Annotated in this window: 23 protein-coding genes; 10 read left to right on the forward strand and 13 right to left on the reverse strand. The window is 71.6% G+C overall.

The window, feature by feature from the left end; genetic code table 11:
* Nucleotides 1–25: 25 nt before the first annotated feature.
* The 3 genes from EV187_RS00460 (at nt 26) to EV187_RS00470 (ending at nt 1,452) form a co-directional block, all read left to right on the forward strand.
* Nucleotides 26–484 (forward strand): Lrp/AsnC family transcriptional regulator, encoded by a 459-nt coding sequence (locus EV187_RS00460; protein WP_130351091.1) that lies wholly within the window; start codon nt 26–28, stop codon nt 482–484.
* A gap of 99 nt (nt 485–583) precedes the next feature.
* Nucleotides 584–1,237: an ArsR/SmtB family transcription factor gene (locus tag EV187_RS00465; RefSeq protein WP_130351092.1), complete on the forward strand. Its 654-nt coding sequence runs from the start codon at nt 584–586 to the stop codon at nt 1,235–1,237.
* Between the two features lie 2 nt (nt 1,238–1,239).
* Complete coding sequence (locus EV187_RS00470; protein WP_130351093.1) at nt 1,240–1,452, forward strand: hypothetical protein; 213 nt, start codon at nt 1,240–1,242, stop codon at nt 1,450–1,452.
* Nucleotides 1,453–1,533: 81 nt separating this feature from the next.
* Here EV187_RS00470 and EV187_RS00475 read toward each other — a convergent pair whose 3' ends face one another.
* Nucleotides 1,534–3,822: a polyribonucleotide nucleotidyltransferase gene (locus tag EV187_RS00475; RefSeq protein WP_130351094.1), complete on the reverse strand. Its 2,289-nt coding sequence runs from the start codon at nt 3,820–3,822 to the stop codon at nt 1,534–1,536.
* Nucleotides 3,823–4,233: 411 nt separating this feature from the next.
* On the opposite strand from EV187_RS00475, the gene EV187_RS00480 reads away from it, so the two are divergent.
* Nucleotides 4,234–4,425, forward strand: coding sequence for a DUF5302 domain-containing protein (locus EV187_RS00480; RefSeq protein WP_130351095.1), 192 nt, complete (start codon nt 4,234–4,236; stop codon nt 4,423–4,425).
* A 26-nt stretch (nt 4,426–4,451) separates the two neighbouring features.
* On the opposite strand, the gene EV187_RS00485 is transcribed toward EV187_RS00480, so the two are convergent.
* Nucleotides 4,452–6,569 carry a glycosyltransferase gene (locus tag EV187_RS00485; protein WP_165391055.1) on the reverse strand — a complete coding sequence of 706 codons (2,118 nt, stop codon included), beginning with the start codon at nt 6,567–6,569 and terminating at the stop codon, nt 4,452–4,454.
* 200 nt (nt 6,570–6,769) lie between these two features.
* On the opposite strand from EV187_RS00485, the gene EV187_RS00490 reads away from it, so the two are divergent.
* A complete protein-coding gene (locus EV187_RS00490) occupies nt 6,770–6,973 on the forward strand; it encodes a dodecin family protein (RefSeq protein ID WP_130351097.1) in 204 nt (67 codons plus the stop codon).
* A 90-nt stretch (nt 6,974–7,063) separates the two neighbouring features.
* Here EV187_RS00490 and EV187_RS00495 read toward each other — a convergent pair whose 3' ends face one another.
* A complete protein-coding gene (locus EV187_RS00495) occupies nt 7,064–7,555 on the reverse strand; it encodes a hypothetical protein (protein ID WP_242609364.1) in 492 nt (163 codons plus the stop codon).
* Nucleotides 7,556–7,790: 235 nt separating this feature from the next.
* Here EV187_RS00495 and EV187_RS00500 point away from each other — a divergent pair, with 235 nt between their 5' ends.
* Both EV187_RS00500 and EV187_RS00505 read left to right on the forward strand, forming a co-directional pair.
* Nucleotides 7,791–8,387 (forward strand): DedA family protein, encoded by a 597-nt coding sequence (locus EV187_RS00500; RefSeq protein WP_130351098.1) that lies wholly within the window; start codon nt 7,791–7,793, stop codon nt 8,385–8,387.
* Nucleotides 8,388–8,460: 73 nt separating this feature from the next.
* Nucleotides 8,461–12,321 carry a DUF3376 domain-containing protein gene (locus EV187_RS00505; RefSeq protein WP_130351099.1) on the forward strand — a complete coding sequence of 1,287 codons (3,861 nt, stop codon included), beginning with the start codon at nt 8,461–8,463 and terminating at the stop codon, nt 12,319–12,321.
* Nucleotides 12,322–12,385: 64 nt separating this feature from the next.
* Here EV187_RS00505 and EV187_RS00510 read toward each other — a convergent pair whose 3' ends face one another.
* The 4 genes from EV187_RS00510 to EV187_RS00525 form a co-directional block, all read right to left on the reverse strand.
* Entirely contained in the window at nt 12,386–13,015 is a 630-nt protein-coding gene (locus EV187_RS00510) for an FMN reductase (protein WP_130351100.1), read from the reverse strand.
* Nucleotides 13,012–14,253: an LLM class flavin-dependent oxidoreductase gene (locus tag EV187_RS00515; protein ID WP_207221697.1), complete on the reverse strand. Its 1,242-nt coding sequence runs from the start codon at nt 14,251–14,253 to the stop codon at nt 13,012–13,014. Before EV187_RS00515 ends, EV187_RS00510 begins: the two co-directional genes overlap by 4 nt.
* A 73-nt stretch (nt 14,254–14,326) precedes the next feature.
* Complete coding sequence (locus EV187_RS00520) at nt 14,327–15,157, reverse strand: fructosamine kinase family protein (RefSeq protein WP_278038800.1); 831 nt, start codon at nt 15,155–15,157, stop codon at nt 14,327–14,329.
* Between the two features lie 50 nt (nt 15,158–15,207).
* Entirely contained in the window at nt 15,208–16,824 is a 1,617-nt protein-coding gene (locus EV187_RS00525) for a M28 family peptidase (protein WP_130351103.1), read from the reverse strand.
* 153 nt (nt 16,825–16,977) lie between these two features.
* Here EV187_RS00525 and EV187_RS00530 point away from each other — a divergent pair, with 153 nt between their 5' ends.
* Nucleotides 16,978–17,778 (forward strand): glycosyltransferase family 2 protein, encoded by an 801-nt coding sequence (locus EV187_RS00530; protein WP_130351104.1) that lies wholly within the window; start codon nt 16,978–16,980, stop codon nt 17,776–17,778.
* A gap of 22 nt (nt 17,779–17,800) precedes the next feature.
* Here the strand turns inward: EV187_RS00530 and EV187_RS00535 are convergent, their stop codons facing one another.
* On the reverse strand, nt 17,801–18,673 hold the full coding sequence (locus EV187_RS00535) for an alpha/beta fold hydrolase (RefSeq protein ID WP_242609459.1): 873 nt from the start codon (nt 18,671–18,673) through the stop codon (nt 17,801–17,803).
* 233 nt (nt 18,674–18,906) lie between these two features.
* Here EV187_RS00535 and EV187_RS00540 point away from each other — a divergent pair, with 233 nt between their 5' ends.
* The gene (locus EV187_RS00540; protein ID WP_130351105.1) at nt 18,907–19,305 is read left to right on the forward strand and encodes a thioredoxin family protein; all 399 of its coding nucleotides are present in this window, start codon (nt 18,907–18,909) and stop codon (nt 19,303–19,305) included.
* Between the two features lie 37 nt (nt 19,306–19,342).
* Here the strand turns inward: EV187_RS00540 and EV187_RS00545 are convergent, their stop codons facing one another.
* The 3 genes from EV187_RS00545 to EV187_RS00555 all read right to left on the reverse strand — a co-directional run bounded on the left by EV187_RS00545 (nt 19,343) and on the right by EV187_RS00555 (nt 21,985).
* A complete protein-coding gene (locus tag EV187_RS00545) occupies nt 19,343–19,999 on the reverse strand; it encodes a hypothetical protein (RefSeq protein ID WP_130351106.1) in 657 nt (218 codons plus the stop codon).
* A 72-nt stretch (nt 20,000–20,071) separates the two neighbouring features.
* Nucleotides 20,072–20,959: an LLM class flavin-dependent oxidoreductase gene (locus EV187_RS00550; RefSeq protein ID WP_130351107.1), complete on the reverse strand. Its 888-nt coding sequence runs from the start codon at nt 20,957–20,959 to the stop codon at nt 20,072–20,074.
* 9 nt (nt 20,960–20,968) lie between these two features.
* Nucleotides 20,969–21,985, reverse strand: coding sequence for an EamA family transporter (locus EV187_RS00555; protein ID WP_130351108.1), 1,017 nt, complete (start codon nt 21,983–21,985; stop codon nt 20,969–20,971).
* A 92-nt stretch (nt 21,986–22,077) separates the two neighbouring features.
* Between EV187_RS00555 and EV187_RS00560 the strand changes: the two genes are divergently transcribed.
* The gene (locus EV187_RS00560) at nt 22,078–22,623 is read left to right on the forward strand and encodes a CGNR zinc finger domain-containing protein (protein WP_130351109.1); all 546 of its coding nucleotides are present in this window, start codon (nt 22,078–22,080) and stop codon (nt 22,621–22,623) included.
* A 142-nt stretch (nt 22,624–22,765) separates the two neighbouring features.
* Here EV187_RS00560 and rpsO read toward each other — a convergent pair whose 3' ends face one another.
* Both rpsO and EV187_RS00570 read right to left on the reverse strand, forming a co-directional pair.
* Nucleotides 22,766–23,035: a 30S ribosomal protein S15 gene (gene rpsO / locus EV187_RS00565; protein WP_130351110.1), complete on the reverse strand. Its 270-nt coding sequence runs from the start codon at nt 23,033–23,035 to the stop codon at nt 22,766–22,768.
* Nucleotides 23,036–23,232: 197 nt separating this feature from the next.
* The gene (locus EV187_RS00570) at nt 23,233–24,201 is read right to left on the reverse strand and encodes an NAD(P)-dependent alcohol dehydrogenase (RefSeq protein ID WP_130351111.1); all 969 of its coding nucleotides are present in this window, start codon (nt 24,199–24,201) and stop codon (nt 23,233–23,235) included.
* Nucleotides 24,202–24,262 lie beyond the last annotated feature (61 nt).

Consider the following 24,262-nt stretch of genomic DNA (forward strand, 5'->3'; position numbering starts at 1 on the left):
TCAACCGGTGCTATCGTGTGGCGATATGAACGGCTACGACGCGGTCGACCGAGCCCTCCTCGTGGCACTGGCCGCCGACCCGAGGGCGACGGTCGTGGCGCTCGCCGACCGGCTCGCCATGTCCCGCAACACGGTGCAGGCGCGGATGTCGCGCCTCGAGGCATCCGGCGCGTTCCTCTCGTTCGAGCGCAGCATCGATCCCGTGCCGCTCGGCTTCCCGCTCGAGGCATTCGTGTCGGTGCACGTGCGCCAGAAGGAGCTGTCGGCGGTCGTCGACGAGATCGCCGAGATCCCCGAGGTGATCCAGGCGCACGGGCTCTCCGGATCGGTCGACCTGCTCGTGCGGGTCGTCTGCCGGGATGCGCACGACCTGTTCCGGATCGACGGCGAGATCCTCGCGATCGAGGGGGTCGAGCGAACCGAGACCTCGCTGGCGATGGGCGAGCTCATCCCGTTCCGACTGGGGCCGCTGCTCGATCGGTGAGCGAGGCCGGCGACCGCTCGCCGCCGCCAGTACAGGTTGCAAACAACTCATTGCAAAGAAACCCTTGCAACTTTTTCTTTGCAGCGGTATCTTTGCAACATGGATGAAACGAGCCCCGACGACCTCCAGGCGCAGCCGAGCAGCCTGCGTCACCCCGGCGTCGACCACGTGATCACGACCGACAGCCTGAAGTCGCTCGCGCACCCGTTGCGCGTGCGCATCTACGACGAGCTCTCGGCGTACGGCCCGCTGACCGCGAGCGGGCTCGCCGAACGGCTCGGCGAATCGAGCGGGTCCACGAGCTACCACCTCCGCCAGCTCGAACGCACCGGCCTCGTGCGCGAGGACACGACGCGCGGGAAGGGCCGGGAGCGGTGGTGGGAGCGCACCCCGGGCTCCATCGCGATCCCCGACGCCCGCTCGCTGCCGCCGGGCAGTGCCGAGCGCCTCGCGGTACGACTGGTCGAAGACGAATGGCTCCGGACTCGAGACCAGAACTTCCACGAGTTCCTCTCCGAGGGCGACGCCGTCTTCGGCGACGAGTGGCTCGACATCGCGACGAGCGACACCATCAACCTGCGCCTGACGCCCGAGCAGCTCACGGCGCTCGTCGCCGACATCGACGCCGTGCTGATCCGGTACATCGACGCGTACAAGCGCACCCCGACGCCGGGCTCCCGCCCGGTGCAGATCCAGATCAACGCCTTCCCGCTCGTTCGCGGGGAGCCGACCGACGACACGACGAAGGGATGACGATGAACTCCGCACTCCTCTCCCCCCGCACCGGATTCCTCGCCGACTGGGCGGTACGGAGCGGCCTTGGCCTCGCGAGCTGGGGGCTCCAGCGAGCCGCCCGCCGCAACGACCGCGACCGGCTCCTGCGGCGGCTCGAGGCCCGGGCCGCGGCGGAGGCCGCCCTGGCCGAACGGGATGCGGCGCACCGCGCCTCGACCTACGGCCTCCTGTAGGAGCCACCGCGACGACGACCACTCCAGACGACGGATGCCCCGCCCGAACGAATCGGGCGGGGCATCCGTCTGCGAAGCGGACTACGCGCCGACGTCGGCGCCCTCCGCGGGCGCGTCGGCGTGCGTGCCGGCCGAGTCGCGGCCCTCGGTGTCGGCGTCCTCGGCCAGCACCGGCGCGAGCGACAGCTTGCCGCGGTCATCGATCTTCGTGATCTCGACGAGGATCTTCTGGCCGACGCCGAGCACGTCGTCGACGTTCTCGACGCGCTTGCCGCCGGCGAGCTTGCGCACCTCGGAGATGTGCAGCAGGCCGTCCTTGCCGGGCAGCAGCGAGATGAAGGCGCCGAACGCGGCGATCTTCACGACGGTGCCGAGGAACTGCTCGCCGACCTCGGGGTTGGTCGGGTTGGCGATCGCGTTGACCTGGGCACGGGCGGCCTCGGCCGACGGGCCGTCGGTCGCGCCGATGTAGACGGTGCCGTCCTCCTCGATGGAGATCTCGGCGCCGGTCTCGTCCTGGATCGCGTTGATCGTCTTGCCCTTCGGGCCGATCAGCTCGCCGATCTTGTCGACGGGGATCTGCACCGAGATCACGCGCGGGGCGGTCGGGGCCATCTCGTCGGGACCGTCGATCGCGGCGTTGAGCACGGCGAGGATCGTCGTGCGGGCGTCCTTCGCCTGCGTCAGCGCACCGGCGAGCACCGAGGCGGGGATGCCGTCGAGCTTCGTGTCGAGCTGGATCGCGGTGACGAACTCGGAGGTGCCGGCGACCTTGAAGTCCATGTCGCCGAGCGCGTCCTCCGCGCCGAGGATGTCGGTGAGCGCCGCGTAGCGGGTCTCGCCGTCGACCGTGTCGGAGATGAGGCCCATCGCGATGCCCGCGACGGGAGCGCGCAGCGGCACGCCCGCGTTCAGGAGCGAGAGCGTGGATGCGCAGACCGAGCCCATCGAGGTGGAGCCGTTCGAACCCAGCGCCTCCGAGACCTGGCGGATGGCGTACGGGAACTCCTCGCGCGTGGGCAGCACCGGCACGAGCGCGCGCTCGGCGAGTGCGCCGTGCCCGATCTCGCGACGCTTCGGCGACCCGACGCGACCGGTCTCACCGGTCGAGTAGGGCGGGAAGTTGTAGTTGTGCATGTAGCGCTTCTTGGTGACCGGGCTCAGCGAGTCGATCTGCTGCTCGAGCTTCAGCATGTTCAGCGTGGTGACGCCCAGGATCTGGGTCTCGCCGCGCTGGAAGATGGCCGAACCGTGCACGCGGGGCACGACCTGCACCTCGGCGTCGAGCGGCCGGATGTCGGCGAGCCCGCGGCCGTCGATGCGCACGCCATCGGCGAGGACCCGCGACCGCACGACGTGCTTCGTGACCGACTTGTAGGCCGCGGAGACCTCGGCGTTGGCCGACTCGGGGAGCTCCCCGGCCTCGACCTTCGCCGCGACGTGCTCCTTGACGCGCGCCTTGAGGGCGTCGTCGGCGTCCTGGCGCTCGACCTTGCCGGCGATCTGGTAGACGCCCTTGAGCTCCTCGAGCGCGAACGCCTCGACGACGCCCTTCACCTCGGGCTGGTAGGGCGGGAACGTCGGGTAGTCGGCGGTCGGCTTCGCGGCGGTGGCCGCGACCGACTGCTGCGCCTCGACGAGCTGCTTGATGAACGGCTTGGACGCCTCGATGCCCTGCGCGATGACGGTCTCGTCGGGCTTGACCCCGCCCGCCTGGATGAGGTTCCAGGCGTTGTCGGTGGCCTCGGCCTCGATCATCATGATCGCGACGTCCTGCGAGCCGTCGGCCTCGGTCACGACGCGACCCGCGACGACCATGCTGAACACGGCCTCCTCGATCTGCGAGTACTTCGGGAACGCGACCCACTGGCCGTCGATGAGGGCGACGCGCACGCCGCCGACCGGACCGGAGAACGGGAGGCCCGACAGCTGCGTCGACAGGGAAGCGGCGTTGATCGCCAGCACGTCGTAGTACTCGTCGGGTTCGATGGCGAGCACGGTGACGACGACCTGCACCTCGTTGCGGAGGCCCTCGACGAACGAGGGGCGCAGGGGGCGGTCGATGAGGCGGCAGGTGAGGATCGCCTCGGTCGAGGGGCGGCCCTCGCGGCGGAAGAACGAGCCGGGGATGCGGCCCGCGGCGTACATGCGCTCCTCGACGTCGATCGTGAGGGGGAAGAAGTCGAAGTGCTCCTTCGGCTGCTTGGAGACCGAGGTCGCCGACAGCAGCATGGTCTCCTCGTCGATGTAGGCGACGGCGGAGCCCTGCGCCTGCTGGGCGAGACGGCCGGTCTCGAAGCGGATGGTGCGGGTGCCGAACCTGCCATTGTCGATGACGGCTTCGGCGAACGTGATCTCAGGACCTTCCAAGAGGTCTTCTCCTTTGTTTTACGTCGCACCCCGTGCGGGCACGACTCATACGTCAGGAGCAGGAACAGGCATTACGAAACGCATCAGGCGATACGCTCACGCTGGCCACCAGTAGAAGTCCACCATTCGCGAGGCGATTGGTGATCCACCACAGGGGACCAGCTTCCTGCCGGCCTGCTCCGAAGTGCTCGAGTGAGCACGGTGCTCGATATGCAGTTGTGCTGCTCGCGACGCGGCACGCGTCGAGCCGCGTTGCGGTACCTCGATCAGCGGCAACCCATCGGGCAACCGATCCCAGCCTAGCAGAGCGGGCGTTTTCGCCCGGTGAACGGCGGATGTCGCGTCGGCGGTCGGCGTGCCGGGGTACCCGCGCGCGACCCCGGTCGGGGCATCCGTGGCAGACTCGGAGGCATGACTTCCGACGAGCAGAGCACCACTGGCCCCTCCGAGGAGACGAAGCGCAAGTTCCGCGAGGCCCTCGACCGCAAGAACAAGGCCTCGAAGCAGCGCGAGGGCGAGTCCCACCTCGACGGCGGCGGCGGCGCCCAGCACACGCAGGGACCCGCCGACCACAAGCGCGAGTTCCGGCGCAAGTCGGGCTGAACCGCCCGGCGCATCGGTGACGCGGCTCAGCGGGTCCGCGTCGCCGACGACGTCGCGACAGGAACGAGATCGGGCCGCTTCGGCTCACGGCCATCACCGGCGGCACGCCCGCGCAGTCGCCTGAGCAGCCACGGGGTCGCGTGCCTGGCGAGCCATTCGGCGTCGCCGACGTGGCGGTCGCCGGCACCGTCGTCGTGCACGGCACGCTCGAGTGCGTCCAGCTCGGTCGCATCGGGCACGCCGAGCACGTGCGCCGCCGCGTACGCGAGCGTGCGATGTCCGGCCGAGTTCAGGTGCACGCGGTCCTCGGCCCACACCGTCCGGTCCACGAGCTCCGCGCGGGTGCGCACGTCGAGCAGCATCGCCCCCTGCTCGTCCGCGATCGCCGCGAGCCGCTCGGCGAACGCCGAGAACCGAGCGTCGTAGAGCCGCGATGCGGGTCGGTCCGGCATGAACGGCGTCACGAGCAGCACGTCGGCGCCGGTCGCCCGCACCGAGGCGACCGCATCTCCGAGCCGCGCGGCCAGCCCTGCGGCATCCGCCCGGAAGCCGACGAGGTCGTTGGCCCCGATGAGCACGCTCACGAGGTCGGCCCCCTGCGCGATCGCGAGCGGCAGCTGCACGTCGACGGCATCGGCCACCTTTCGGCTGCGGACGGCGACGTTGGCATACGCGACCGGGTCCTGCCCGGAGCTGGCGAGGGCGAGGAGCATCGCGAGGCGGTCGGCCCACCCGCGGTACTCCCCCGCCGACATCCGCGAGCCGTCGCAGAGCCCTTCGGTGAGCGAGTCGCCGACGGCGACGTACCGGCGCCACGGGGGCGGTGCGACCGCTCCGGCCGAGGCAGCGGATGCCGCGAGCCGACGATCGGCGGCACCGCCGCCGCCACCCGCCCGGTCCGCCGTCGCCGCCGGTGGGAGCGCCCCTGCCGGAGGCGCCGCCGGCGGAGCCGCGGCCGCCGCGGTCGGCATCGCGGCCGCCGAGGCGCGGCGGGCGGATCCCCCGCCCGCCCGAGCCGCGGCGACCCGGTCGGAGGCGGCGATGACGTCCTCGTAGTGGCCGAGGAGCTCGTCGCCGAGCACGTCCCAGCCGCGTCCGCGAACCGCGAGCCGGGCGCGCATCCCGAAGGCCCGGCGCTTCGCATCGTCGCCGACGAGGTCGCGCACGCGCTCACGGAGGTCCTCGAGGTCTCCCGGGCGGTACAGCCAGCCGTCGACGCTGCTGCGGACGAGGTCGACCGGCCCGCCCCGGCCGGTGGCGACCACCGGCACCCCGCTCGCGAGCGCCTCCTGGATGGTCTGCCCGAACGTCTCGCTCTCGCCGGGGTGCACGAACACGTCGAGGCTCGCCATCGCCTCGGCGAGCGCATCGCCGCCGAGGAACCCGGTGAAGCGGGCGTCGGGGAGCAGCCGCTCGAGCGCGGGACGCGACGGACCTTCGCCGATGACGACGAGGCGCGTGCGCGGCAGGCCGGCGAGCGCGCGCAGGTCCTCGACCTGCTTCTCCGGTGCGAGCCGCCCGACGTAGCCGACGATCACCTCGCCCGGCTCGGCCACGCTGCGACGCCATCCCTCGCTCCGGCGGGCCGGCGCGAACCGCTCGGTGTCGACACCTCGGCGCCAGAGCCGCATCCGCTCGCCCTCGACGCCGGCCGACCCGAGGCGCTCGATCGCGGAGCTCGACGGCGCGAGCGTGAGCGAGGCGCGGCGGTGGAGCCGGCCGAGATGGCGCGTGAGTGCGGGCGCCGCGCCCGGAACGCCGTACCGCTCGGCGTACGAGGGGATGTCGGTCTGGTACACCGCGACCGAGGGGATCCCCAATGCCTCCGCGGCCGCGAGCCCCCGCCAGCCGAGCACGAACGGCGAGGCGAGGTGCACGACCTCGGCGCCGTGCTCGCGCATGACCGAGGCGAGCCGGTGGGCGCTCGCGAGGGTGACGCGCACGTCGGGATAGCTCGGAAGCGGCACCGACGGGAGCAGCACGGACCGTGCGCCGTAGAGCGATCCCTCGATCGGTCCCGATCGAGGGGCGACGACGAGGGCCTCGTGGCCGCGTCGCTCGAGGTGGCGGAGCACCTGCAGGAGGGAGTGCGTCACGCCGTTCATGTGCGGGAGGAACGATTCCGCGAGGAGTGCGACCTTCACGAGTCCAGCGTGGATGCCACGACCACGCCGCGACGACCGGAACGGGCCGAGGCGCCGAGGGTTCACCGAGTCGTCGGATGCCGTTCGCCGCCCGGTCGCCGGGGCGTCGGCTCGCGGCATCCGCCCGTCAACCCCTCGCGTTCGCGGCACGAACGGAGGACGATGGGCCCGAGGTACACGACTGTTCGAGGAGGAACACGATGTCATCCGTCGCAAGGGTCACCACCATCACCGTCCGCTCCGAGAAGAGCTTCGAGGACGCGGTCGCCACCGGCATCGCTCGCGCCGCGCAGACGTTGCGCCACGTGAGCGGGGCCTGGGTCAAGGAGCAGAAGGTCGAGGCGAGTGAAGGCCAGATCACTGCGTGGTCCGTGACGCTCGAGGTCAGCTTCGTGCTCGAGTGAATCGACTCCGGGCACACGCCCGGCACGACGAACGGGGAGGTGCGATGCACCTCCCCGTTCGTGCTTCCCTTCTCGTGGTCGAGTCGGCGCTCAGGCGCTGAAGGTACCCGTCAGTGCGAGGGATGCACCGCTCGTGAGGTCGTCGATGATCACGTCGGACCAGGTCACCGACACGAGGGTCGACCTCTGGCCACTGGGGCAGTCGAGCACCGACGCGGCGTCCGGCGGGTCGACCGTGAGCGTGCCGACGAGGTTGCCGTTCTTCGCCGCCGTGAACTCGTCGCTCTCGGAGACATCCGAGGAGATCGTCGTCTTCTTCGGGTCGCTGGGCACCTTGCCGCCGTTGTTGACGCACTGGTACAGGGCGTCGAGGTGCGCGGTGACCTGGATGGTCTCCACGGCCCCGGCCTCGAGGCCGGCCTCCTTGAAGTCGACGACGAGGGAGACCCCGTCGAGCGACGCGGTCGTGGCGTTGCGGATGAAGTGCGGGCTTCCGGCGACCGCGGGTGAGGCGCCGGCGAGGGCGAGTGCGACGGCCGCGAGGGCGGCGGTCGCAGCCGCGGCGATTCGTTGGATGGACATGGTGGTTCCTTCCGATCGGGTTGTCGAACCGGTGGCTCGGCTGAGCGGGTCGCGAAACCTCGTGACCTGCCCCCGATCGGTGTGCGCGCGGCATTCGCGGCCATCGGCCGCGCCCCCGCTGCACACCGTACTCGCCGGTCCGGTGGGCGGGAAGGCATAGCGAGCATTTCTCACCTTAACGGGGGGTACGTGCGGGGGTCGCTCCCCGTTCACCCGCACCGGGTAGAACGAGCACGTGGACGACGAGTGGATCACGGCCCTGGCCGAATCCGCATGGCTGGTCCCAGCGCTCTTCGCGTTCGTCGTCGGCGATGCGTTCCTGGTCGTGCTGCCGAGCGAGACGGCGGTGGTGGCGCTCGGTGCGCTGTGGGCCACCACGGGTTCGCCGCCCCTCCTCGCCATCGCTCCGGCCGCGGCCGCCGGCGCCGTGGTCGGCGACGGCCTGTGCTACCTCATCGGTCGGCGTATCGGACTCGACCGGTGGCGATGGCAGCGCGAGGGGCGGATCGCCGTCGCCGTCGCCGGGATCCGCGGCACGGTGCAGCGGCGGACCGCCGTGCTGGTGTTCACGGCGCGGTACGTGCCCTTCGCCCGGATCGCGGTGAACCTCGCCGCCGGGGCGGGACGTGTCTCCCTGCGCCGGTACCTGCCGCTCTCGTTGGCGGCCGGCACGGCGTGGGCGGCCTACAACGTCGCGATCGGTGCGGTGGTCGGCAGCGCCCTCCCGGACGACCCGCTGCTCGCCATCGCGATCTCCGTCCCGATCGCCATCGTGCTCGGCCTCGCCGTGGACCGAGTCGTGGCCGGGCTGGACCGTCGGCGTCAGTGCTGACACTGACGTGGCCCCCTCCCCGCCTCCCTACAATGTCGACGTTTCCTCATGTACCTCATGGGAAGGGTCGATCATGGCTGAGCCGAAGTCGGTACCGGGATACATCGAACTTCGCCTGTACGAGGGTGATTCGTTGTCGGAGTTCCGGCCGCTCTCGCTTCCGACGACGAGCGGCGTCAGGGCCGATCACGACGACGGGCTGGAGCCATGGCATGGACGGGCCCTCCGGGTCGCCCTGGCGATGAAGGGCGGACTGAGCCTCGCGGTGTGGATCGGCGGAGCCATCGCGGAACTCGATGTGCTGCGGCGCATCCGCATCTACCGTGATGGAACACGCCCCAGGGCGCTGCTCTACCACATCGGCCACCGGGTCGACATCGCCGGGGAGTCCGCTCCGCTCGTCGCCCGCGCCGAGTACTACGCTCGATACCTCGCGACCCGCGGGTACGACCACGTGGAGTTCGACGTGCTCGCCGGGGCCAGCGCCGGCGGGCTGAACGGGGTGCTCTACGCGACCGCCCAGCGCGCCGGCGTGGGATTCGACTCCACGCTCGACACCTGGCTCACGACCGGCTCCGCGTGGGGCCTCCTGCAGACGGGTCGCCCGGGGCGGTTCGACTCCGTGATGCGCGGCGACACCTATTTCTGGCCCGAGGTCTCGACGGCGATCGACACGATCGCGCGAGACAAGGAATCGTGCGAGCAGCTCCGAGCGTCGCAGGTCGTGGTCGACCTCTCGGCGACGCTGATCGACGCGGTCGACAGCTCCGACCGCACGACCAGCGAAGGACGTGCGCAGTTCCGCTTCGTGGGCGACGACGACGACGTCATCGCCGATCGAGCCGTCCCCAGGTTCAAGCCCGGCCAGGACGACTACGCAGCGGATGTCGCCCGTATCGCGTACGCGGCGCGAACCACGTCCTCGTTCCCGGCCATGTTCGAACCCGCCCTCATCTTCTCCGGTTCGACCGAACTGGAGGCCGAGCATGGCTGGGAGCAGCCCATCGGCGTGGGTACCGTGCGTGCCATCGATTCGCCTGACATGCGGATGGTGTTCAACGCCCACAGGACCGATGCGACCACCCATCCGTTCCGGGTCGTGGACGGCGGGCTCCTCGACAACATCCCCATCGACCGAGCCCTCAACGCCGTGCGGGACCTTCCCGCCGAGGAGCACATCAGTCGGGCCATCATCTACCTCGACCCCTCGCCCAAGGAGACGGCGGCGCTCTTCCGACGCCCCACCGCGTACGAGGCCGCCCGCCCGACGCTGACCTATTGGAAGGAGCGCGGCCGCAGGCGCTTCCAGGGCGAGACGCAGTCGACGCGCACCGACGTCGCGTCGCGCCTCGGTGCCACGGTGCTCGCGTCGCTTCGCAAGCGCTCGGTCCGGGAGTCGCGCGATGAGGAGATCGAAGAGGTCGACCTCGTGCGCTCGGCGATCTCGGTCGTCAAGGCGAGGAACGAACTCCTCGCGGTGCGCATGGACGGCTCGGCCCCGACCGGCGACGAGCTCGACCTGTCGAAGCGGGCGTACGCGATCTATCGGGCGACGAGCGACCTCGAGCTGCTGACCCCGGCGCTCGTGCACCCGGGCGAGTGGCTCCTGGGCACCGACCTCCCCGAGCGCCCGGAGCTGATCGCCGTCGACCGCCTCGGCATGGTGCACGTCGAGACCGCGTTCCGCGCGACCGCCGATTCGCTGCAGCAGGGCAACGACGTGTCCGATCCTCAGGAGCGGATCCTCCACGGTCGGCAGTCCCTCGTCGACGCCTGCCTCACCACGTTGAGTTGGATCCGCGCGATCGAGAACACCGCATTCCAGGAGGGGGTGCTGAGTGTGCTCGACGACAGGATCGAGGGCAAGGCCGACGTTCGGAGGAGGCGCGGGATCCGCGAGAACCTCAACACGATCATGCGCGCGGCGCGGGCGGACCGCGATGCCGCGATCCTGGCGACGCTCCGTCGCCTCCAGAGCAGCATCCGGGGTCGTTCCCTGACGACCGACGGCGCCCAGGCTCTCGATCGGTGGTGGATCAGCCAGGACACCGAGGCGTCCAAGGACCTGACCCAGCGGTGGCGAGACCTCGACGCGATCGTCGAGGAGTTGTTCCAGATCTCATCGGAGATGGAGACCATGCCCGCCACCGCCGTGCGCTGGAGCAGGACGCCGTGGTCGCAGCTTCGGCGAGGCGAGACGACCGATGGCTTCGCGTGCCAGCTTCCGCTCATCTTCGGCGGCAACGGCATCCCCCAGCCGATCTCATCGGTGCGCTTCCACCGGATCGGCTCGGACGTTCGGCCGGCGAAGCCGACCGAGTACCGGAAGCTGCTGGAGGATCAACTGCTCCGCGGCTACCGCGGCGCGCTCGCACGCCCGCTCGACGAGCTCGATGCCGTCACGGTGCACAACTATCTCGAAGAGGCGACGCTGCGGTCGAATGCGAAGCTGGCGGGCCTTCGCACCGCGAACCTGGCCGGATTCCTGAGCGCCGACTGGCGCCTGAACGACTGGTGGTGGGGGCGGCTCGATGCAGCCGCCGGCATCGTCGAGTTCCTGAATGCGCTTCCCATGGCGCCCGAGAAGCGCGCAACCGGCGACGCGGACGATCCGGAGCCCAGTCATCTCAAGTTCGTGCGCATCCCGAAGGCGGAAGAGGTACTCGACCACGTGCACGACGCCATACTCCGGCAGCTGGACGGTGTCGCGAACTCCCCGCTCCGGTCGACGCGAACGGCACGGGCCGGACGCATGAATGGAGGGACGGCTCGAGCCGCGGATCCCGCCGAGCTGCGCGCACGGATGGTGCGCGGCACGCAGGGACTCGACTCGCTGTCGGACTCCTATCGGGTTGCGATCGCCTCCCGCACGCTGCGGGCCGCATCGTCGGCGCTCGTTCGAGGCACCGGCCGAGCCTCGGTGCCTCGCTTCGCGCACTGGATCCTCCGACCACTCGCCGCGATCGCGCCTTCCACCATCTCGCGGCCCCGACTGGTGCTGCTCTTCGCGTTCCTGGTCAGCGGTGCCCTGCTCGTCTGGCCGACCACCGTCTGGCCACTCCCCGTGCGGACCCGCGACGACTCGACCACGCTCGCCTCCACGATCGTCGCGATCTCGGTGGTCCTCCTGGTCTGGATCAGGCTGGTCGCCGCGGTCCGGTCGAAGCGGAGCAGGCTGCGCCGCATCCTCGAGCACACCACGACGAAAGTGCGCACGCGCGCCGTGATCGGCGCGGCCGAGCGTCGTGCTCACCCGGGCCGCGTGGCGCTGGACATCGCAACCATCGTCACCGGCGCGGCTGTCATCGCGGTGGAACTGATGTACGGCATGGGGACGGTGCTGTTCTGGGCAGCGCTCATCACCTTCCTCGGGGTCGCGGCCGCGGCGATCCGCGCATCGCAGACCGTTCCGGCCACACTCGCTCGGCGGAGCGGGTCGAGTGTCTACGCGGCGATCGGTGCACTCGTGTTCGTCGGGGCGACGATCGCCCTGCGCGCGATCGTCAAGACCCCGGACCCCGACGCGCTCGGGGAACAGGCGCTGTGGCATGCCGTCGGTGCCGGCGCGATCGGGTTCGCGATCGCGGTGACGATGCTCGCCGGCTGCTTCGCCCGGCCGCGCCTGCTGTTCGCGCCCGTGGTGCTCGTCGCCCTCACGGCGGCCGCCACCGCCATGCTCGTGACCTTCGCGTTCGCCACCTTCACGGCGCCCGTCCGCCAAATCGCCGAGGTCCTGGCGGTCGGCTGGGTCGCCGGGACGGTGCTCTGGTGGTCACCGTGGTGGCGAGGGCGTGGGACGGACCCGGTGGACGCCCCGTCCGATGCGGCGATCGACCTCGACTGGGACCCCGTCGTGGAGCGCGCGACGTCGCCGGTGGGAGCGCGCGTGCGCCGTCGCCGGCCGTCCGCCGCGCGGGCACCGGCGCCGGCCTGACGCCGAGATGACGGATGCCACGTCGCGAACAGGTCGCGACGCGGCATCCGCTCTCGAACCGGGGCTACTCCCCCGCCAGCCCGCCGATGAGGTGGCCGAGCGGGCGGTCGAGCGCGAACGGGTCGTTCACGCGGTCGGCACGGTCGGTCCGCTCGACGAGGTCGGCGAACTCCCTCGCACCGCGAAACACGCGGTCGGGCAAGGAGCGCACGCCGTCACCGGCGCCGCCCCAGTCGCCGGTCGCCGCGAAGACGCCCGTGGTGACCGGGATCGCGTGCAGGTAGGTGAACAGGGGCCGGATCGCGTAGTCGATCGCGAGCGAATGCCGCGGCGTGCCACCGGTGGCGCCGATGAGGACCGGCAGGTCGGTGAGCGCCTGCGGGTCGATCACGTCGATGAACGACTTGAACAGGCCGGCGTAGCTCGTGGTGAAGATCGGCGTGACCGCGATCAGCCCGTCGGCCGTCGACACCGCGTCGAGCGCCTCCTCCAGCTTCGGCGGGGCGAAGCCCATGAGGAGGTGGTTGGTGATGTCGTGCGCGAGGTCGCGCAGCTCGAAGGTCTGCACCTCGACCTCGACACCGCGCTCGCGCAGGATGTCCACGGCATCGGCGGCCAGGCGGTCGGCCAGCTGTCGGGTGGAGCTCGGCGTGCTGAGACCGGCCGAGACCACGACGATGCGCTTGGCGGTCATCGCACGACCGCCTTCCTGGTGGCGGCGGGGCCGAACGCCGCGCCGGGCTGCACGCTCGAGTCGCCCGACGCCGACCCGGCCGTCGGAGCGTCCTGGTACGGCGACCCGACGGTGAGGTTGTCGCCCCGGTTGGCATTCGGGGTCGCCTGGCGAGGCGCCTGGTCGCCGTACTTCGCCCGGACGAGCGATGCGTGGGTGGGGGCGTCCGGCACGTCGGCCGGACGGTCCTTGGCGAACTCGGCGCGGAGCACCGGCACGACCTCCTCGCCGAGCAGGTCGAGCTGCTCGAGCACGGTCTTCAGCGGCAGTCCGGCGTGGTCGAGGAGCCAGAGCTGGCGCTGGTAGTCGCCGACGTAGTCACGGAAGCCCAGGGTGCGGTCGATGACCTCCTGCGGGCTGCCCACCGTGAGCGGGGTCTGCTGGCTGAACTCCTCGAGGCTCGGGCCGTGGCCGTACACCGGGGCGTTGTCGAAGTACGGACGGAAGTCCCGGACCGCGTCCTGGGAGTTCTTGCGCATGAACACCTGGCCGCCGAGTCCGACGATCGCCTGTGCGGCCGTGCCGTGCCCGTGGTGCTCGAAGCGCTGGCGGTACAGCGCGATCATCCGCTGGGTGTGCGACGCGGGCCAGAAGATGTGGTTCGCGAAGAAGCCGTCGCCGTAGAAGGCGGCCTGGTCCGCGATCTCGGGGGTGCGGATCGAACCGTGCCAGACGAACGGGGGAACCCCGTCGAGCGGGCGCGGTGTCGAGGTGAAGCCCTGGAGCGGCGTGCGGAACTCGCCCGACCAGTCCACGACGTCCTCACGCCAGAGGCGGTGGAGCAGCTCGTAGTTCTCGACGGCCAGGGGCAGGCCCTGCCGGATGTCCTTGCCGAACCACGGATAGACCGGGCCGGTGTTGCCGCGCCCGAGCATCAGGTCGGCGCGACCGCCCGACACGTGCTGGAGCATCACGTAGTCCTCGGCGAGCTTCACCGGGTCGTTCGTGGTGATGAGGGTCGTGGCGGTCGACAGCTGCAGCGTCGACGTCTGCCCGGCGATGTAGGCCAGGGTCGTCGTCGGCGAGGACGACCAGAACGGCGGATTGTGGTGCTCACCCAGCGCGAAGACGTCGAGGCCGACCTCCTCCGCGTGCTTGGCGATCGTCAGCGTCGCCTGGATACGCTCGGCCTCGGTCGGCGTACGGCCGGTGGTCGGGTCCTGCGTGATGTCGCTGACCGTGAAGATTCCGAACTGCATCTCGCCCTCCTGGGCTCTTCGTCCTGCTTCATGCGTTTGCATGCAATCGTATGGAACGGAGGTCGGGTGCGAACTATTCCCGGGTTCGTCCGGCCAGTTCCAGCACCCGTTCGGCGGCCTCCGCGAGTGCGACGCCGTAGCCCCTGCCGTGGCCGGCCGCGTGCACGGCGAGCGGATGCAACTGGTGCACCGGGAGCCGCTCGCGCCATCCCGCCCGCAACGGCGAAGCGCGGTCGTACGCCGCGAGCACGTCGTCGAGGAACGGGCAGCCGAAGAGCGCGAGCATCGCGAGGTCGGTCTCCCGATGGCCGCCGTGCGCCGCCGGGTCGATGAGCACGACGCCGTCGGACGACCAGAGCACGTTCCCGTTCCAGAGGTCGCCGTGGATCCGGGCGGGCGGGTCGTCGTCGTCGAAGGCGCCGGCGGCGACCACGGCGGTCGCCCTCCGCACGAGCGCACCCTCGGCGGCCGTCGCGTTGCCGACGTCCTCGGCGATCTCGAGGTAGGGCAGCACCCGGTCGCGCGCGTAGAACGCGCCCCAGGTCCGATCCTCGGCCGCGGGCAGCGGACGGCGGCCGATGAACAGCGGGCCGCCCCACCCGTCGGGACGTGCACCGAACGCACGCGCGCCGGCCGCGTGCGTGCGGGCCAGGGACGTGCCGAACGCGCGCGCCGCACCGGCATCCGCGCTCGCTCGGTCGACGCGCTCCAGCTCGATCCGGCCCGGCGACACGGCGACGACCGCGACCGTCGCGACCCCTCCGGCGGCGCGGAGCCACGCGAGGCCGGCGGCCTCGGCCTCGAAGAAGCCGTCGGGGGCATCTGCGCGTGCCTTCACGATGGTGTCCACCCGCCCAGTGTGCCCGAGCGCCGCGACGCGGGCACGCCGACGGCGCCGCGGCACGCGAAGGGCGGGGGTGCCGTCGGGCACCCCCGCCCCGTCACTGCGTCGACTCAGTCGGCGTCGTCGTGCTCGTGACCGTGGTCGGGCGCGAGGCCGCCACCGCTCGGAAGGTTGACCGTGCCCTCAGGCCCGGCCGGCGCCGGGAACGCGAAGTTGCCCGGAACCTTCTTGCCCACCACGCCGTTCACCGTCTCGGTGGAGTAGGCGTACGTCAGCACCGCCGCCGCGATGGCGTCGGAGTTGACGTCGAGCGCGTCGAGCGCGAGGTTGTCGATGTCGTCGCATGCGAGGTGGTAGCACGGGTCGTACTGCGCACCCGCGGTACCACCCCAGATCGCCGCCTGCTGCGGGGTCTTCACGACCTCGGCGCCCGTGAACAGGCCGCCCGCGGGGACGCCGTTCTGGATGAACGCCTGGTAGTCGCTGCGACCGCTGAACTGGGCGTCGTCATACGGCACACCGGCCCAGGTGTAGTAGCTCTCGAACAGGTCCTCGATCTGGATCGAGCCCTCGGGGATCGGCACGCCCGCGGGGGCGTCCCATCCGGACTCGTCGCCGTCGTACACCATGAAGATGTAGTTCGGCGAGGCCACCATGTCGAAGTTCAGGTAGAGGGCGACCTCATCGAGCGTGCCGGCCGTCACCTGGTCGGTGACGTAGGCGCGCGAACCGAGCAGTCCGCTCTCCTCGGCACCCCACCATGCGAAGCGGATGGTGTTCTCGGGCTTCAGCTTCGAGATCTGCTGGGCGATCTCGAGCAGCGCCGACGACCCGCTGCCGTTGTCGTTGATGCCGGGGCCCGCCTGCACGGAGTCGAGGTGCGCGCCGGCCATCACGACGTTGTCGTCGTTCTGGCCGGGCAGCTCCGCGATGACGTTGACCTGCGGACGCGACTCGGGCGAGGAGACCACGACGTGGGCCCTCGAGCCGGGCTGCGCGAGCGCGGCGCCGTCGGCGAAGCTCGCACCGACCACTGGGATGCTCAACGGCGTCTGGTTCACGCCGAAGAGCGTGCCGGTGAGCAGGCCGGACCGGAGTTCCGTGTTGCCCTGGTTGAAGATGATGACCGCCGACGCGCCGGCCTCCTGGGCATTGATCGCCTTGACGCCGAACTCGCACGTGCCACGCTGGATGAGCGCGATCGACCCGACCGGGAACCCGGCGAAGTCGCTGTCCTCGCAGCCGCTCGTGACGGGGTCGCGCGGCGGCGCCAGCACGATGTCGACGGGCACGACATTGGCGGTGATGTCGCCGTAGCCCGTGCCCGTGAACACCGCCGACTCGTACTCGGCCGCGATCGGAGCGACCTGCTCGAGGATGGGCGGCGGCACGTACGTGAAGTCGAACGGGTCGAGTTCGACGTTCCAGCCGGCGGCCTCGAGCGTCTCGACCACGTAGTCGACGCTCTCGGTGTATCCGGTGGTGCCGGCCGCGCGGGTGTCGCCATTGGCATCCGCGATGGCCTGCAGGGCCTGCTCGTGCTCGAGCACTCCGTCGACCGTGACGCATCCGAGGAGCTTTTCGTAGGTGTTGTTCGTCCTCGCGTCGCACCCTGCGGCGGGGGCGGCCATGACGGCGCCCGCCGGCACGAGGGCCAGGCCGGCCACCGCAGCGGTCGCGATCGCCGCCGTCCTGACGCGCCTGGAAAGTGTTGCAGATGGGTACATCGTCTTCCCTTCCGTGCGGGTGTCCTCGTCGACACCCGTTCTGGGCGAGCCTAAGCGGATCCCCGGCGCGGCGGGAAGCCCCTCTCGGCAAATGCCGACGGCGGCGCACGAATGCTGCGTGGTCGCGCTCCCCCGGTGGCTAGACTCGCCGTGATGGGCACGATTTCGGTCATTGTTCCGAGTCTCAACGACGCGGACTACCTCGCCGTGTGCCTCGACGCGCTCGCCAGGCAGACGCGCCGGGCCGACGAGGTCATCGTCGTCGACAACGGCTCCACGGATGCCACGGCGGCGGTCGCCCGGGCGGCCGGCGCCCGAGTCGTCGACCAGCCGGTGCGCGGCATCTGGCCTGCGACGGCCGCCGGATTCGACGCGGCATCCGGCGACGTGCTCGCTCGGCTCGACGCGGACTCCGTGCCCGCGCCCGATTGGCTGGCCGAGGTCGAGCGGCGGATGTCGGCACGCGACCTCCCCACGGTGGTGACCGGCACCGGCGTGTTCTACGGCGGCACCGCGCCGCGGCGCTGGATCGCGCGCCACCTCTACATCGGCGGCTACTTCACCGTCATCGGCGCGCTACTGGGACATCCGCCGATCTACGGCTCGAACTATGCGATCCGGTCCGACGCCTGGCTCCGGCTGCGCGACATCGTGCATCGCGACCGACCCGACGTGCACGACGACCTCGACCTCGCCTGGTGGCTGCAGCCGGGCATGACCGTCGTACACGACCGGGCGCTCATCGTCGGCGTGTCGGCACGGCCGTTCGACAGCCTCTCCGAGCTCGGCCGGCGCCTGCGGATGGCATTCCACACCCTCGGCGTGCTGTGGCGGGCCTGGCCGCCGTTCGAGCGCCGAGCCGTGCGTCGCATCGGCGACGACCTGATCTCCCCGGCGATGCTCGCCGGGGCGGTGGAAGCCGAACCCGACGGCGAGGCGCCGCTGCCCGCCTGACCCGTGGCGCACGTACGCGGGGCTACGGGGTGACGCCGGTCTCGTCGAACAGCGCGGTCATGTCGCGCACCAGCTGGTGCGGCGCCGTCTCGCACGGGCTGTGGCCGGTGGGATAGACGGTGAAGCGCGCGCCGATCTCGCGTGCGAACCGCTCGTGCAGCTCGCGCGGCCACAGGTCGTGCTCGCCCACGGCGACGAGCTTCGGCACGGGCGAGGCCAGGAGCTCGGTGCGCACGTCGGGGGTCTGCATCATGAGGGCGATGATGTCGTCGACGCTCTCGCGCCGGGTGAGCGCGAATCGCTCCCGCACGAACGCGAGGCGGCGCGGGGGCACCCGGTTGAGGTTGTTGCGTATGCCCCACAGCATCAGGGCCGCGCCCTGGCGCGGCGACGTGAGGCCGCTGATCGGCCCGATGCGCTTCACCCCGCGGAACGCCTGCCCCGGCTCGGGCGGGGCGCTGAGCAGGGTGAGGCTCGCGAACCGGTCGGGCCGCACGAGCAGCGCGAGCTCGGCCAGGGTGGCCGCGAAGCTGTAGCCGAGCACGTGCGCCCGCGGTGCGCCGTCGTCGAGCACCGCGAGGAGGTCGTCGAGGAACAGCCGCTCGTCGTAGCTGGTGCGTGCCGGATCGAGGTTCCACGGCCCGGCGGCCCACGACTCGTACTGCCCGGCGAGGTCGTAGGACTCGACCCGATAGCCAGCCGCCGCGAAGAGCGGCATCATGAGGACGAAGTCCTCCTTCGAGCCGGTGGCGCCGGGGACGAGCACGACCCGAGGCCCGTCGACGGGACCGAGCGCCACGCGCGCGAGCGCACCGCTCGGGGCGTCGAAGCTCGAGCGCTCGGTGCCGGGCGCGAAGGCCCGCCAGTCGAGGTCGGGGATGGCCTCGTCGAGCACGCGCGCCTCGTCGGCGACATCCGCCGACGCCGCCGAGACGACGGGCGGCGTGCCGCGGCGACGGAACGATCCCCGCGCACCTCCGATTGCGACCACGACCACACGATACCGTCGGCCGGCGACGACCGGCAGCCGGCGCCCGGCGTGGACGACCGGTCGGGCCCTCGGACGCACTCGGGTCGCCCACAGCGAACACCGGACGAGCGCCCAGACGGCCGTCGTAGGGTGGACGCATGGCTACCGTGGCGCTGACCCTTGAGAACTTCGAGCAGACGATCCTCGACGGCGGAACCGTCTTCATCGACTTCTGGGCGGGATGGTGCGGACCGTGCCTGCAGTTCGCCCCGAACTACGAGGCCGCGTCCGAGGCGAATCCCGACCTGACGTTCGCGAAGGTCGACACCGAGGACCAGCAGCAGCTCGCCGCCGCGATGAACATCACGTCCATCCCCACGATCATGGCGTTCAAGGACGGCATCGGCGTCTTCGCACAGGCGGGGGCCCTGCCGCGGCCGATGCTCGACGACCTGATCTCCCAGGTGCGCGCGCTCGACATGGACCGCGTCCGCGCCGATCTCGCCCGGCAGGAGGCCGAGCAGGCGGTCGCCTCGTCGCAGGTCAGCGAGGCCTGAGCCCCGACGACCGGCCGGCGGATGACGCGACGGCCGGTCATTCCCCCGGAGCGATGGGCGCTCCGGGAGCGCCGGGCGCCTCGGGGGTGTCGGGCCCGTGGAGCCCCTCGAGCCCGCTGAGGTCGAGTTCGACGCGGAACGGGCGGGCCGCCCCGACGATGATGGCCGGCACGCGCACGTAACCGCCCCGTTGGCGCAGCCCGTCGAGCAGGTCGACCCATCGCTCCTGCGCGGCGCTGCCGAGGAACCCCGCGTGCCGCGGCCGGTCGCCGCCGACGAGCTGCACCCCGATGCGGTACCGACGGGAGAGCCAGCGGTTGGCGCGCGGCACGAGGACCGCGTGCTGCTCGGCGCCGCCGTGCAGTCGCGCCAGCTCGATCGCCGGCTGGTGGCGGTTGGCGTCCTCGACCGGCACGACCGTGCGCACCACGCGCTCGCGTCGCGGAGCGTCGATGAGCTCGAGGCCCTCGAGGGTGGACAGGTCGCCCCACTGGTCGGGGTTCGTGCGCCTGCTCGCCTGCACGAGCGAGACGACGAGCCACGCGAGCGCCGCCAGCACGGCGACGACCAGCAGCCAGAACACGACGAGCGGACCGTCGGGGCGGATGACGCCCGTGAGCAGCAGGAGCCCGACCAGCACGAGGAACGGGAGCGGCTCCCAGGCGTGCAGGGGCTTCGAACGGGGCGCGGGCATGGGAATCAGGCTATCGCGCGGCCGGCGGACGACCGGTCCGCGGCTGCCCGGGAGGCGGGGCCGCGCGCGGCCTCAGCGGAGGGAGGGGAGCCGCGTCGCCACCTCGTCGAGCACCGACTCGTCGCCGGCGTAGAGGCCGTGGCCACGAGGCCAGTGCGAGACCACGTCGGTGTAGCCGAGCTCCGCGGCGCGGCCGACGGCGTCCTCGAACGCATCGACGCTCACGAGGCTGTAGCGCCCCTCCGCGTCGAGCGAGAGCGTGCGGCTGATCGTGCCGGGATCGCGACCCGCGGCGTCGCAGGCGTCGTCCAGGCGTCGCACGAGCTCGCCGGCCAGGCGCCACCACGCCTCCGACTCGTCGTCGGCTCCGGCGGTCGTGACCCAGCCGTCCGCGATGCGCGTGGCGAGCGCCAGCCCCTTGGGCCCGTCGGCCGCGAGGAGCAGCGGCATCCGCGGATGCTGCGCCGGCTCGCCGACCATACGGGCGCCCGACGCGGTGAACCACTCCCCCTCGAACGAGACGCCCCCCGAGCCCGGCGACTCGAAGCGGAGCAGCAGGTCGAGCGCCTCGGCGAACTCGGCGAACCGCGCGAACCGCTGCCGGGGAGCGAGCTCCGGCTGCCCGAGCACGTACGCGTCGAATCCCGTGCCGCCGGAGCCGACGCCGAGCAGCATCCGCCCGCCCGAGATCTGGTCGACGGTCGCGACGTCCTTCGCGAACGGCACCGGATGACGGAAGTTCGGCGACGCGACGAACGTGCCGAGGGCGATCCGACTCGTGACGGTCGCCGCGGCCGCGAGCGTCGGCACGGTGGCGTGCCAGCGCTCTCCGGCCAGGCCGCGCCACGCGAGGTGATCGTACGTCCAGGCATGGTCGAAGCCGAGCTCCTCGGCGCCGCGCCATCGCCGGGCGGCCTCGGGCCAGTCGTACTGGGGCAGGATGACGATGCCGAACCGCATGGCGCGAGTCTACGGCGCGTCCGCGGGGCGGGCCGAGGCGGCCGGCACGGCAGCGTCGGTGGCATCGATCGCATCCGGCACCGGCACGAGGTCGACGTCGAGCGCCGTCGCCGCGAGCGCCGGGGCGCGCCGCTCGAGGCGCACCAGCACGATGCCGCCGAGGATGAGGAGCCCGCCGAGGAGCTGCACCGGCCCGATCGCCTCGCCCAGCAGGGCCCACGACACGATGGCCGCGAAGACGACCTCGGAGAGTCCGAGGAACGACGAGAGCCGAGTGCCGAGCAGGCGGATCGACTGGATCCCGGCGACATAGGCGAACGCGGTCGAGATCGCGCCGACCATCAGCACGGGCACCCACCAGGGCGCGGTGCCGCCGAAGAACGCGATGTCGACGAACTCGGCCTCGAAGGGCACGATCCCCGTGAGGCCCGCGAGGCCGAGGACGATCGCGCCGATGAGGCATCCGACCGCGGCGAGCGCGACGGGCGGCACGCCGACGTCGGTGCGCTCGCCCAGCACGTAGTACACCGCGACGCCGAGCATCGCGACGCCCGCGATGACCACGCCGAACGGGTCGAGCGCGCCGCCGGCGGGCCCGATCACGAGCACGAGTCCGGCGATCGCGACGACCGAGCCGGCGAGCACGACGAGTTGCGGTGCGCGCCGGGTGCGCGCCCACACGAACGCCACGAGCGCGACCGGGGCGAGGTACTCGATGAGCAGGGCGGTGCTCACCGGGATGCGGGCGATCGCCGTGTAGAAGGCCAGCTGCACGCCCGCGACCGCGATGACCGAGTAGACGAGGACGGTCCACTTCGCACGCCAGAGCGGGCGGAGGTCGAACCCGAGGGCCATGAGCCCGGGGACGAGCAGGATGAGTGCGGCGACCGACACGCGGAAGAACACCGCAGCCCCCGGCGACCACCCCGACTCGAGCAGCGGCTTCACGATCGCGCCGCCCGCGCCGAATGCGAGGCCGGCGGCCAGGCCGAGGAGGATCCCGACGATGCCGCGTGAACGGTGCATCCGCTCGACCCCTTCCCCCCGGCGCGTCAGCGCTGTAATGCCCGAAACTCGTTATACTGATGACACTACTCGGGCAGGACGTCAGGAGTCAAATGTTTTTCACCCATGACACGGAAGCGGCGCTGGGCTTCGTGGCGGCGCTCGCCGACACCACCCCCGCGGCATCCGACTCGGGCGACGACGAGCTCACGACCCCCGCCGAGCTCGTGGCCCTCCTGGACGCATGGAAGTACTCGGGCCGACGTGACGGCGACGCAGCAGAGCTCGGCGAGGTGCGTGAGGCGCGGGCCCGCCTGCGCGACCTCTGGCTCCTCGACCGCGACGAAGCGGCTGCGGCCGTCAACGAGCTCCTCGCGGAGGCGCGCGCGCTTCCTCGGCTCGTGCGCCACGACGATATCGACTGGCACATCCACGCCACCGCGCTCGACGCGCCGCTCGCCCGCCGCATCCTCGTCGAGGCGGCGATGGCGTTCGTCGACGTCATCCGCTCCGACCAGATGGAGCGCCTGCGGGTCTGCGACGCCGACGACTGCGAGAGCCTCTACGTCGACCTCTCGAAGAACGCGTCGCGACGGTTCTGCAGCACGAGGTGCGGCAACCGCATGGCGGTGCGCGCCTACCGCGCACGCACGGCCTGAGTCGGAGCCGCCGCGCCCGTGCGCTCCGCAGCGCACGACGCGCCCCGCGGCATCCGGCCGGGAATGACGAAGGCCCCCGCCGTTCGGCAGGGGCCTTCGCAAGAAGTTCGCGGTATCAGCGAGAGCCGCGTCGGAACGACGCTTAGCGGCGCAGCCCGAGACGCTCGATGAGCGAGCGGTAGCGGTTGATGTCCACGTCGGCGAGGTAGCCGAGCAGACGACGACGCTGACCGACGAGGAGGAGCAGGCCACGACGCGAGTGGTGGTCGTGCTTGTGCTCCTTCAGGTGCTCGGTGAGGTCCTTGATTCGCTTCGTGAGGAGCGCGATCTGGACCTCGGGGGATCCAGTGTCACCGGGGTGGGTCGCGTACTCTTCGATGATCGCCTTCTTGACATCAGCTTCAAGTGCCATAGATGGGATCCCCTTTCTCCTTGTTGCGCGCTGCCCGGGGCCGAATGCCTGGGCTCTCTTGATGCGCGGCCGATTTCACGGCAACCTCAGGAGTCTACCAGAGCGGATGCCGCGTGGCCGCCGTGCGCGATCCTGCGCCATCGTGCTCGTGGTGCTCGGCGTGCGCAGGGGCCGCAGGCCCTGAGGTCGCGGTTCCATCACTGCGTCGGATCGATCACCAGCTTGCCGTGCACGTCGCCGGCGCCGATCCGCGCCAGCGCCTCGGGCACGCCCCCGAGCGGCAGCACGGCGTCGATGACCGGGCGCACCTCACCCGACGCGACGATGGCATCGAGGTCCTCGAGGCCCTCGTTCGCGTGCGCGGCGAGCACCCGGTACGACCGGCCGTCGCGGCCCATGGACCGACCGAAGGCGAACGTGGCGAGGATCACGCCCATGCGTCCGCCGATGATCACGAACCGGCCCTGCGGTGCGAGCATGCTCCGGTAGTCCCGGAGGCGTCGTCGCGCGACGAGCTCGAGGATCGCGTCGTACCCGCCGTCGGGCGGCGGCTGTCCGGCCGCCGGGTCGGCGAGGTCGATCGCGCGAGTCGCGCCGAGCCGCGTCAGCAGGTCGAGCTTGTCGGACCGGTCGACGGCGGTCACCGCGGCCCCGGCTCGTCGCGCGAGCTGCACCGCCAGCGTGCCCGCGCCCCCGCCGGCGCCGTTCACCAGCACGCGGTCGCCCGGACCGACGTGCGCCAGCCGCAGTCCCTGCAGGGCGAGGCCGCCCGCCTGCGGGAGCGCCGCGGCATCCGTGAACCCGATGCCGTCGGGGATGCGGCGGAACGCCGTCGCCGGCGCGGCCACGAACTCGGCGAAGCCGCCCCAACCCGCGCTCGACAGGTCGCCGTGCACCCGGTCGCCGACGGCGAGCTCCGTGACGCCGTCGCCGACCGCGATCACCTCGCCGGCGACGTCGGCGCCGAGCACGGGCATGCGCGGCCGGAGCGGGCCGCCCAGGCGCGCGAACAGCGGACGGCCGCGCAGCAGGTCCCAGTCCCACGAGTTGACGGAGGCAGCGCGCACCCGCACGAGCACCTCGCCGGACCCGGGAACGGGCGACGGCAGCTCGACCAGATGCAGGCGCTCGGGCCCGCCGTACCGCTCATACCGCACCGCGCGCATGCGGCGAGCCTATCCATCCGGACCCCGCCGCGGGCCCTCCGATCCGCCGGAATAGCGCGGC

Source organism: Agromyces ramosus, assembly GCF_004216665.1.
GTDB classification, from domain to species: domain Bacteria; phylum Actinomycetota; class Actinomycetes; order Actinomycetales; family Microbacteriaceae; genus Agromyces; species Agromyces ramosus.

Coding starts and splice junctions, on each gene's coding strand:
- EV187_RS00460 (WP_130351091.1), top strand. CDS start 26: ATGAACGGCTACGACGCGGTCGACCGAGCCCTCCTCGTGGCACTGGCC.
- EV187_RS00465 (WP_130351092.1), top strand. CDS start 584: ATGGATGAAACGAGCCCCGACGACCTCCAGGCGCAGCCGAGCAGCCTG.
- EV187_RS00470 (WP_130351093.1), top strand. CDS start 1,240: ATGAACTCCGCACTCCTCTCCCCCCGCACCGGATTCCTCGCCGACTGG.
- EV187_RS00480 (WP_130351095.1), top strand. CDS start 4,234: ATGACTTCCGACGAGCAGAGCACCACTGGCCCCTCCGAGGAGACGAAG.
- EV187_RS00490 (WP_130351097.1), top strand. CDS start 6,770: ATGTCATCCGTCGCAAGGGTCACCACCATCACCGTCCGCTCCGAGAAG.
- EV187_RS00495 (WP_242609364.1), bottom strand. CDS start 7,555: ATGTCCATCCAACGAATCGCCGCGGCTGCGACCGCCGCCCTCGCGGCC.
- EV187_RS00505 (WP_130351099.1), top strand. CDS start 8,461: ATGGCTGAGCCGAAGTCGGTACCGGGATACATCGAACTTCGCCTGTAC.
- EV187_RS00510 (WP_130351100.1), bottom strand. CDS start 13,015: ATGACCGCCAAGCGCATCGTCGTGGTCTCGGCCGGTCTCAGCACGCCG.
- EV187_RS00515 (WP_207221697.1), bottom strand. CDS start 14,253: ATGCAGTTCGGAATCTTCACGGTCAGCGACATCACGCAGGACCCGACC.
- EV187_RS00525 (WP_130351103.1), bottom strand. CDS start 16,824: ATGTACCCATCTGCAACACTTTCCAGGCGCGTCAGGACGGCGGCGATC.
- EV187_RS00530 (WP_130351104.1), top strand. CDS start 16,978: ATGGGCACGATTTCGGTCATTGTTCCGAGTCTCAACGACGCGGACTAC.
- EV187_RS00540 (WP_130351105.1), top strand. CDS start 18,907: ATGGCTACCGTGGCGCTGACCCTTGAGAACTTCGAGCAGACGATCCTC.
- EV187_RS00545 (WP_130351106.1), bottom strand. CDS start 19,999: ATGCCCGCGCCCCGTTCGAAGCCCCTGCACGCCTGGGAGCCGCTCCCG.
- EV187_RS00550 (WP_130351107.1), bottom strand. CDS start 20,959: ATGCGGTTCGGCATCGTCATCCTGCCCCAGTACGACTGGCCCGAGGCC.
- EV187_RS00555 (WP_130351108.1), bottom strand. CDS start 21,985: ATGCACCGTTCACGCGGCATCGTCGGGATCCTCCTCGGCCTGGCCGCC.
- EV187_RS00560 (WP_130351109.1), top strand. CDS start 22,078: ATGTTTTTCACCCATGACACGGAAGCGGCGCTGGGCTTCGTGGCGGCG.
- rpsO (WP_130351110.1), bottom strand. CDS start 23,035: ATGGCACTTGAAGCTGATGTCAAGAAGGCGATCATCGAAGAGTACGCG.
- EV187_RS00570 (WP_130351111.1), bottom strand. CDS start 24,201: ATGCGCGCGGTGCGGTATGAGCGGTACGGCGGGCCCGAGCGCCTGCAT.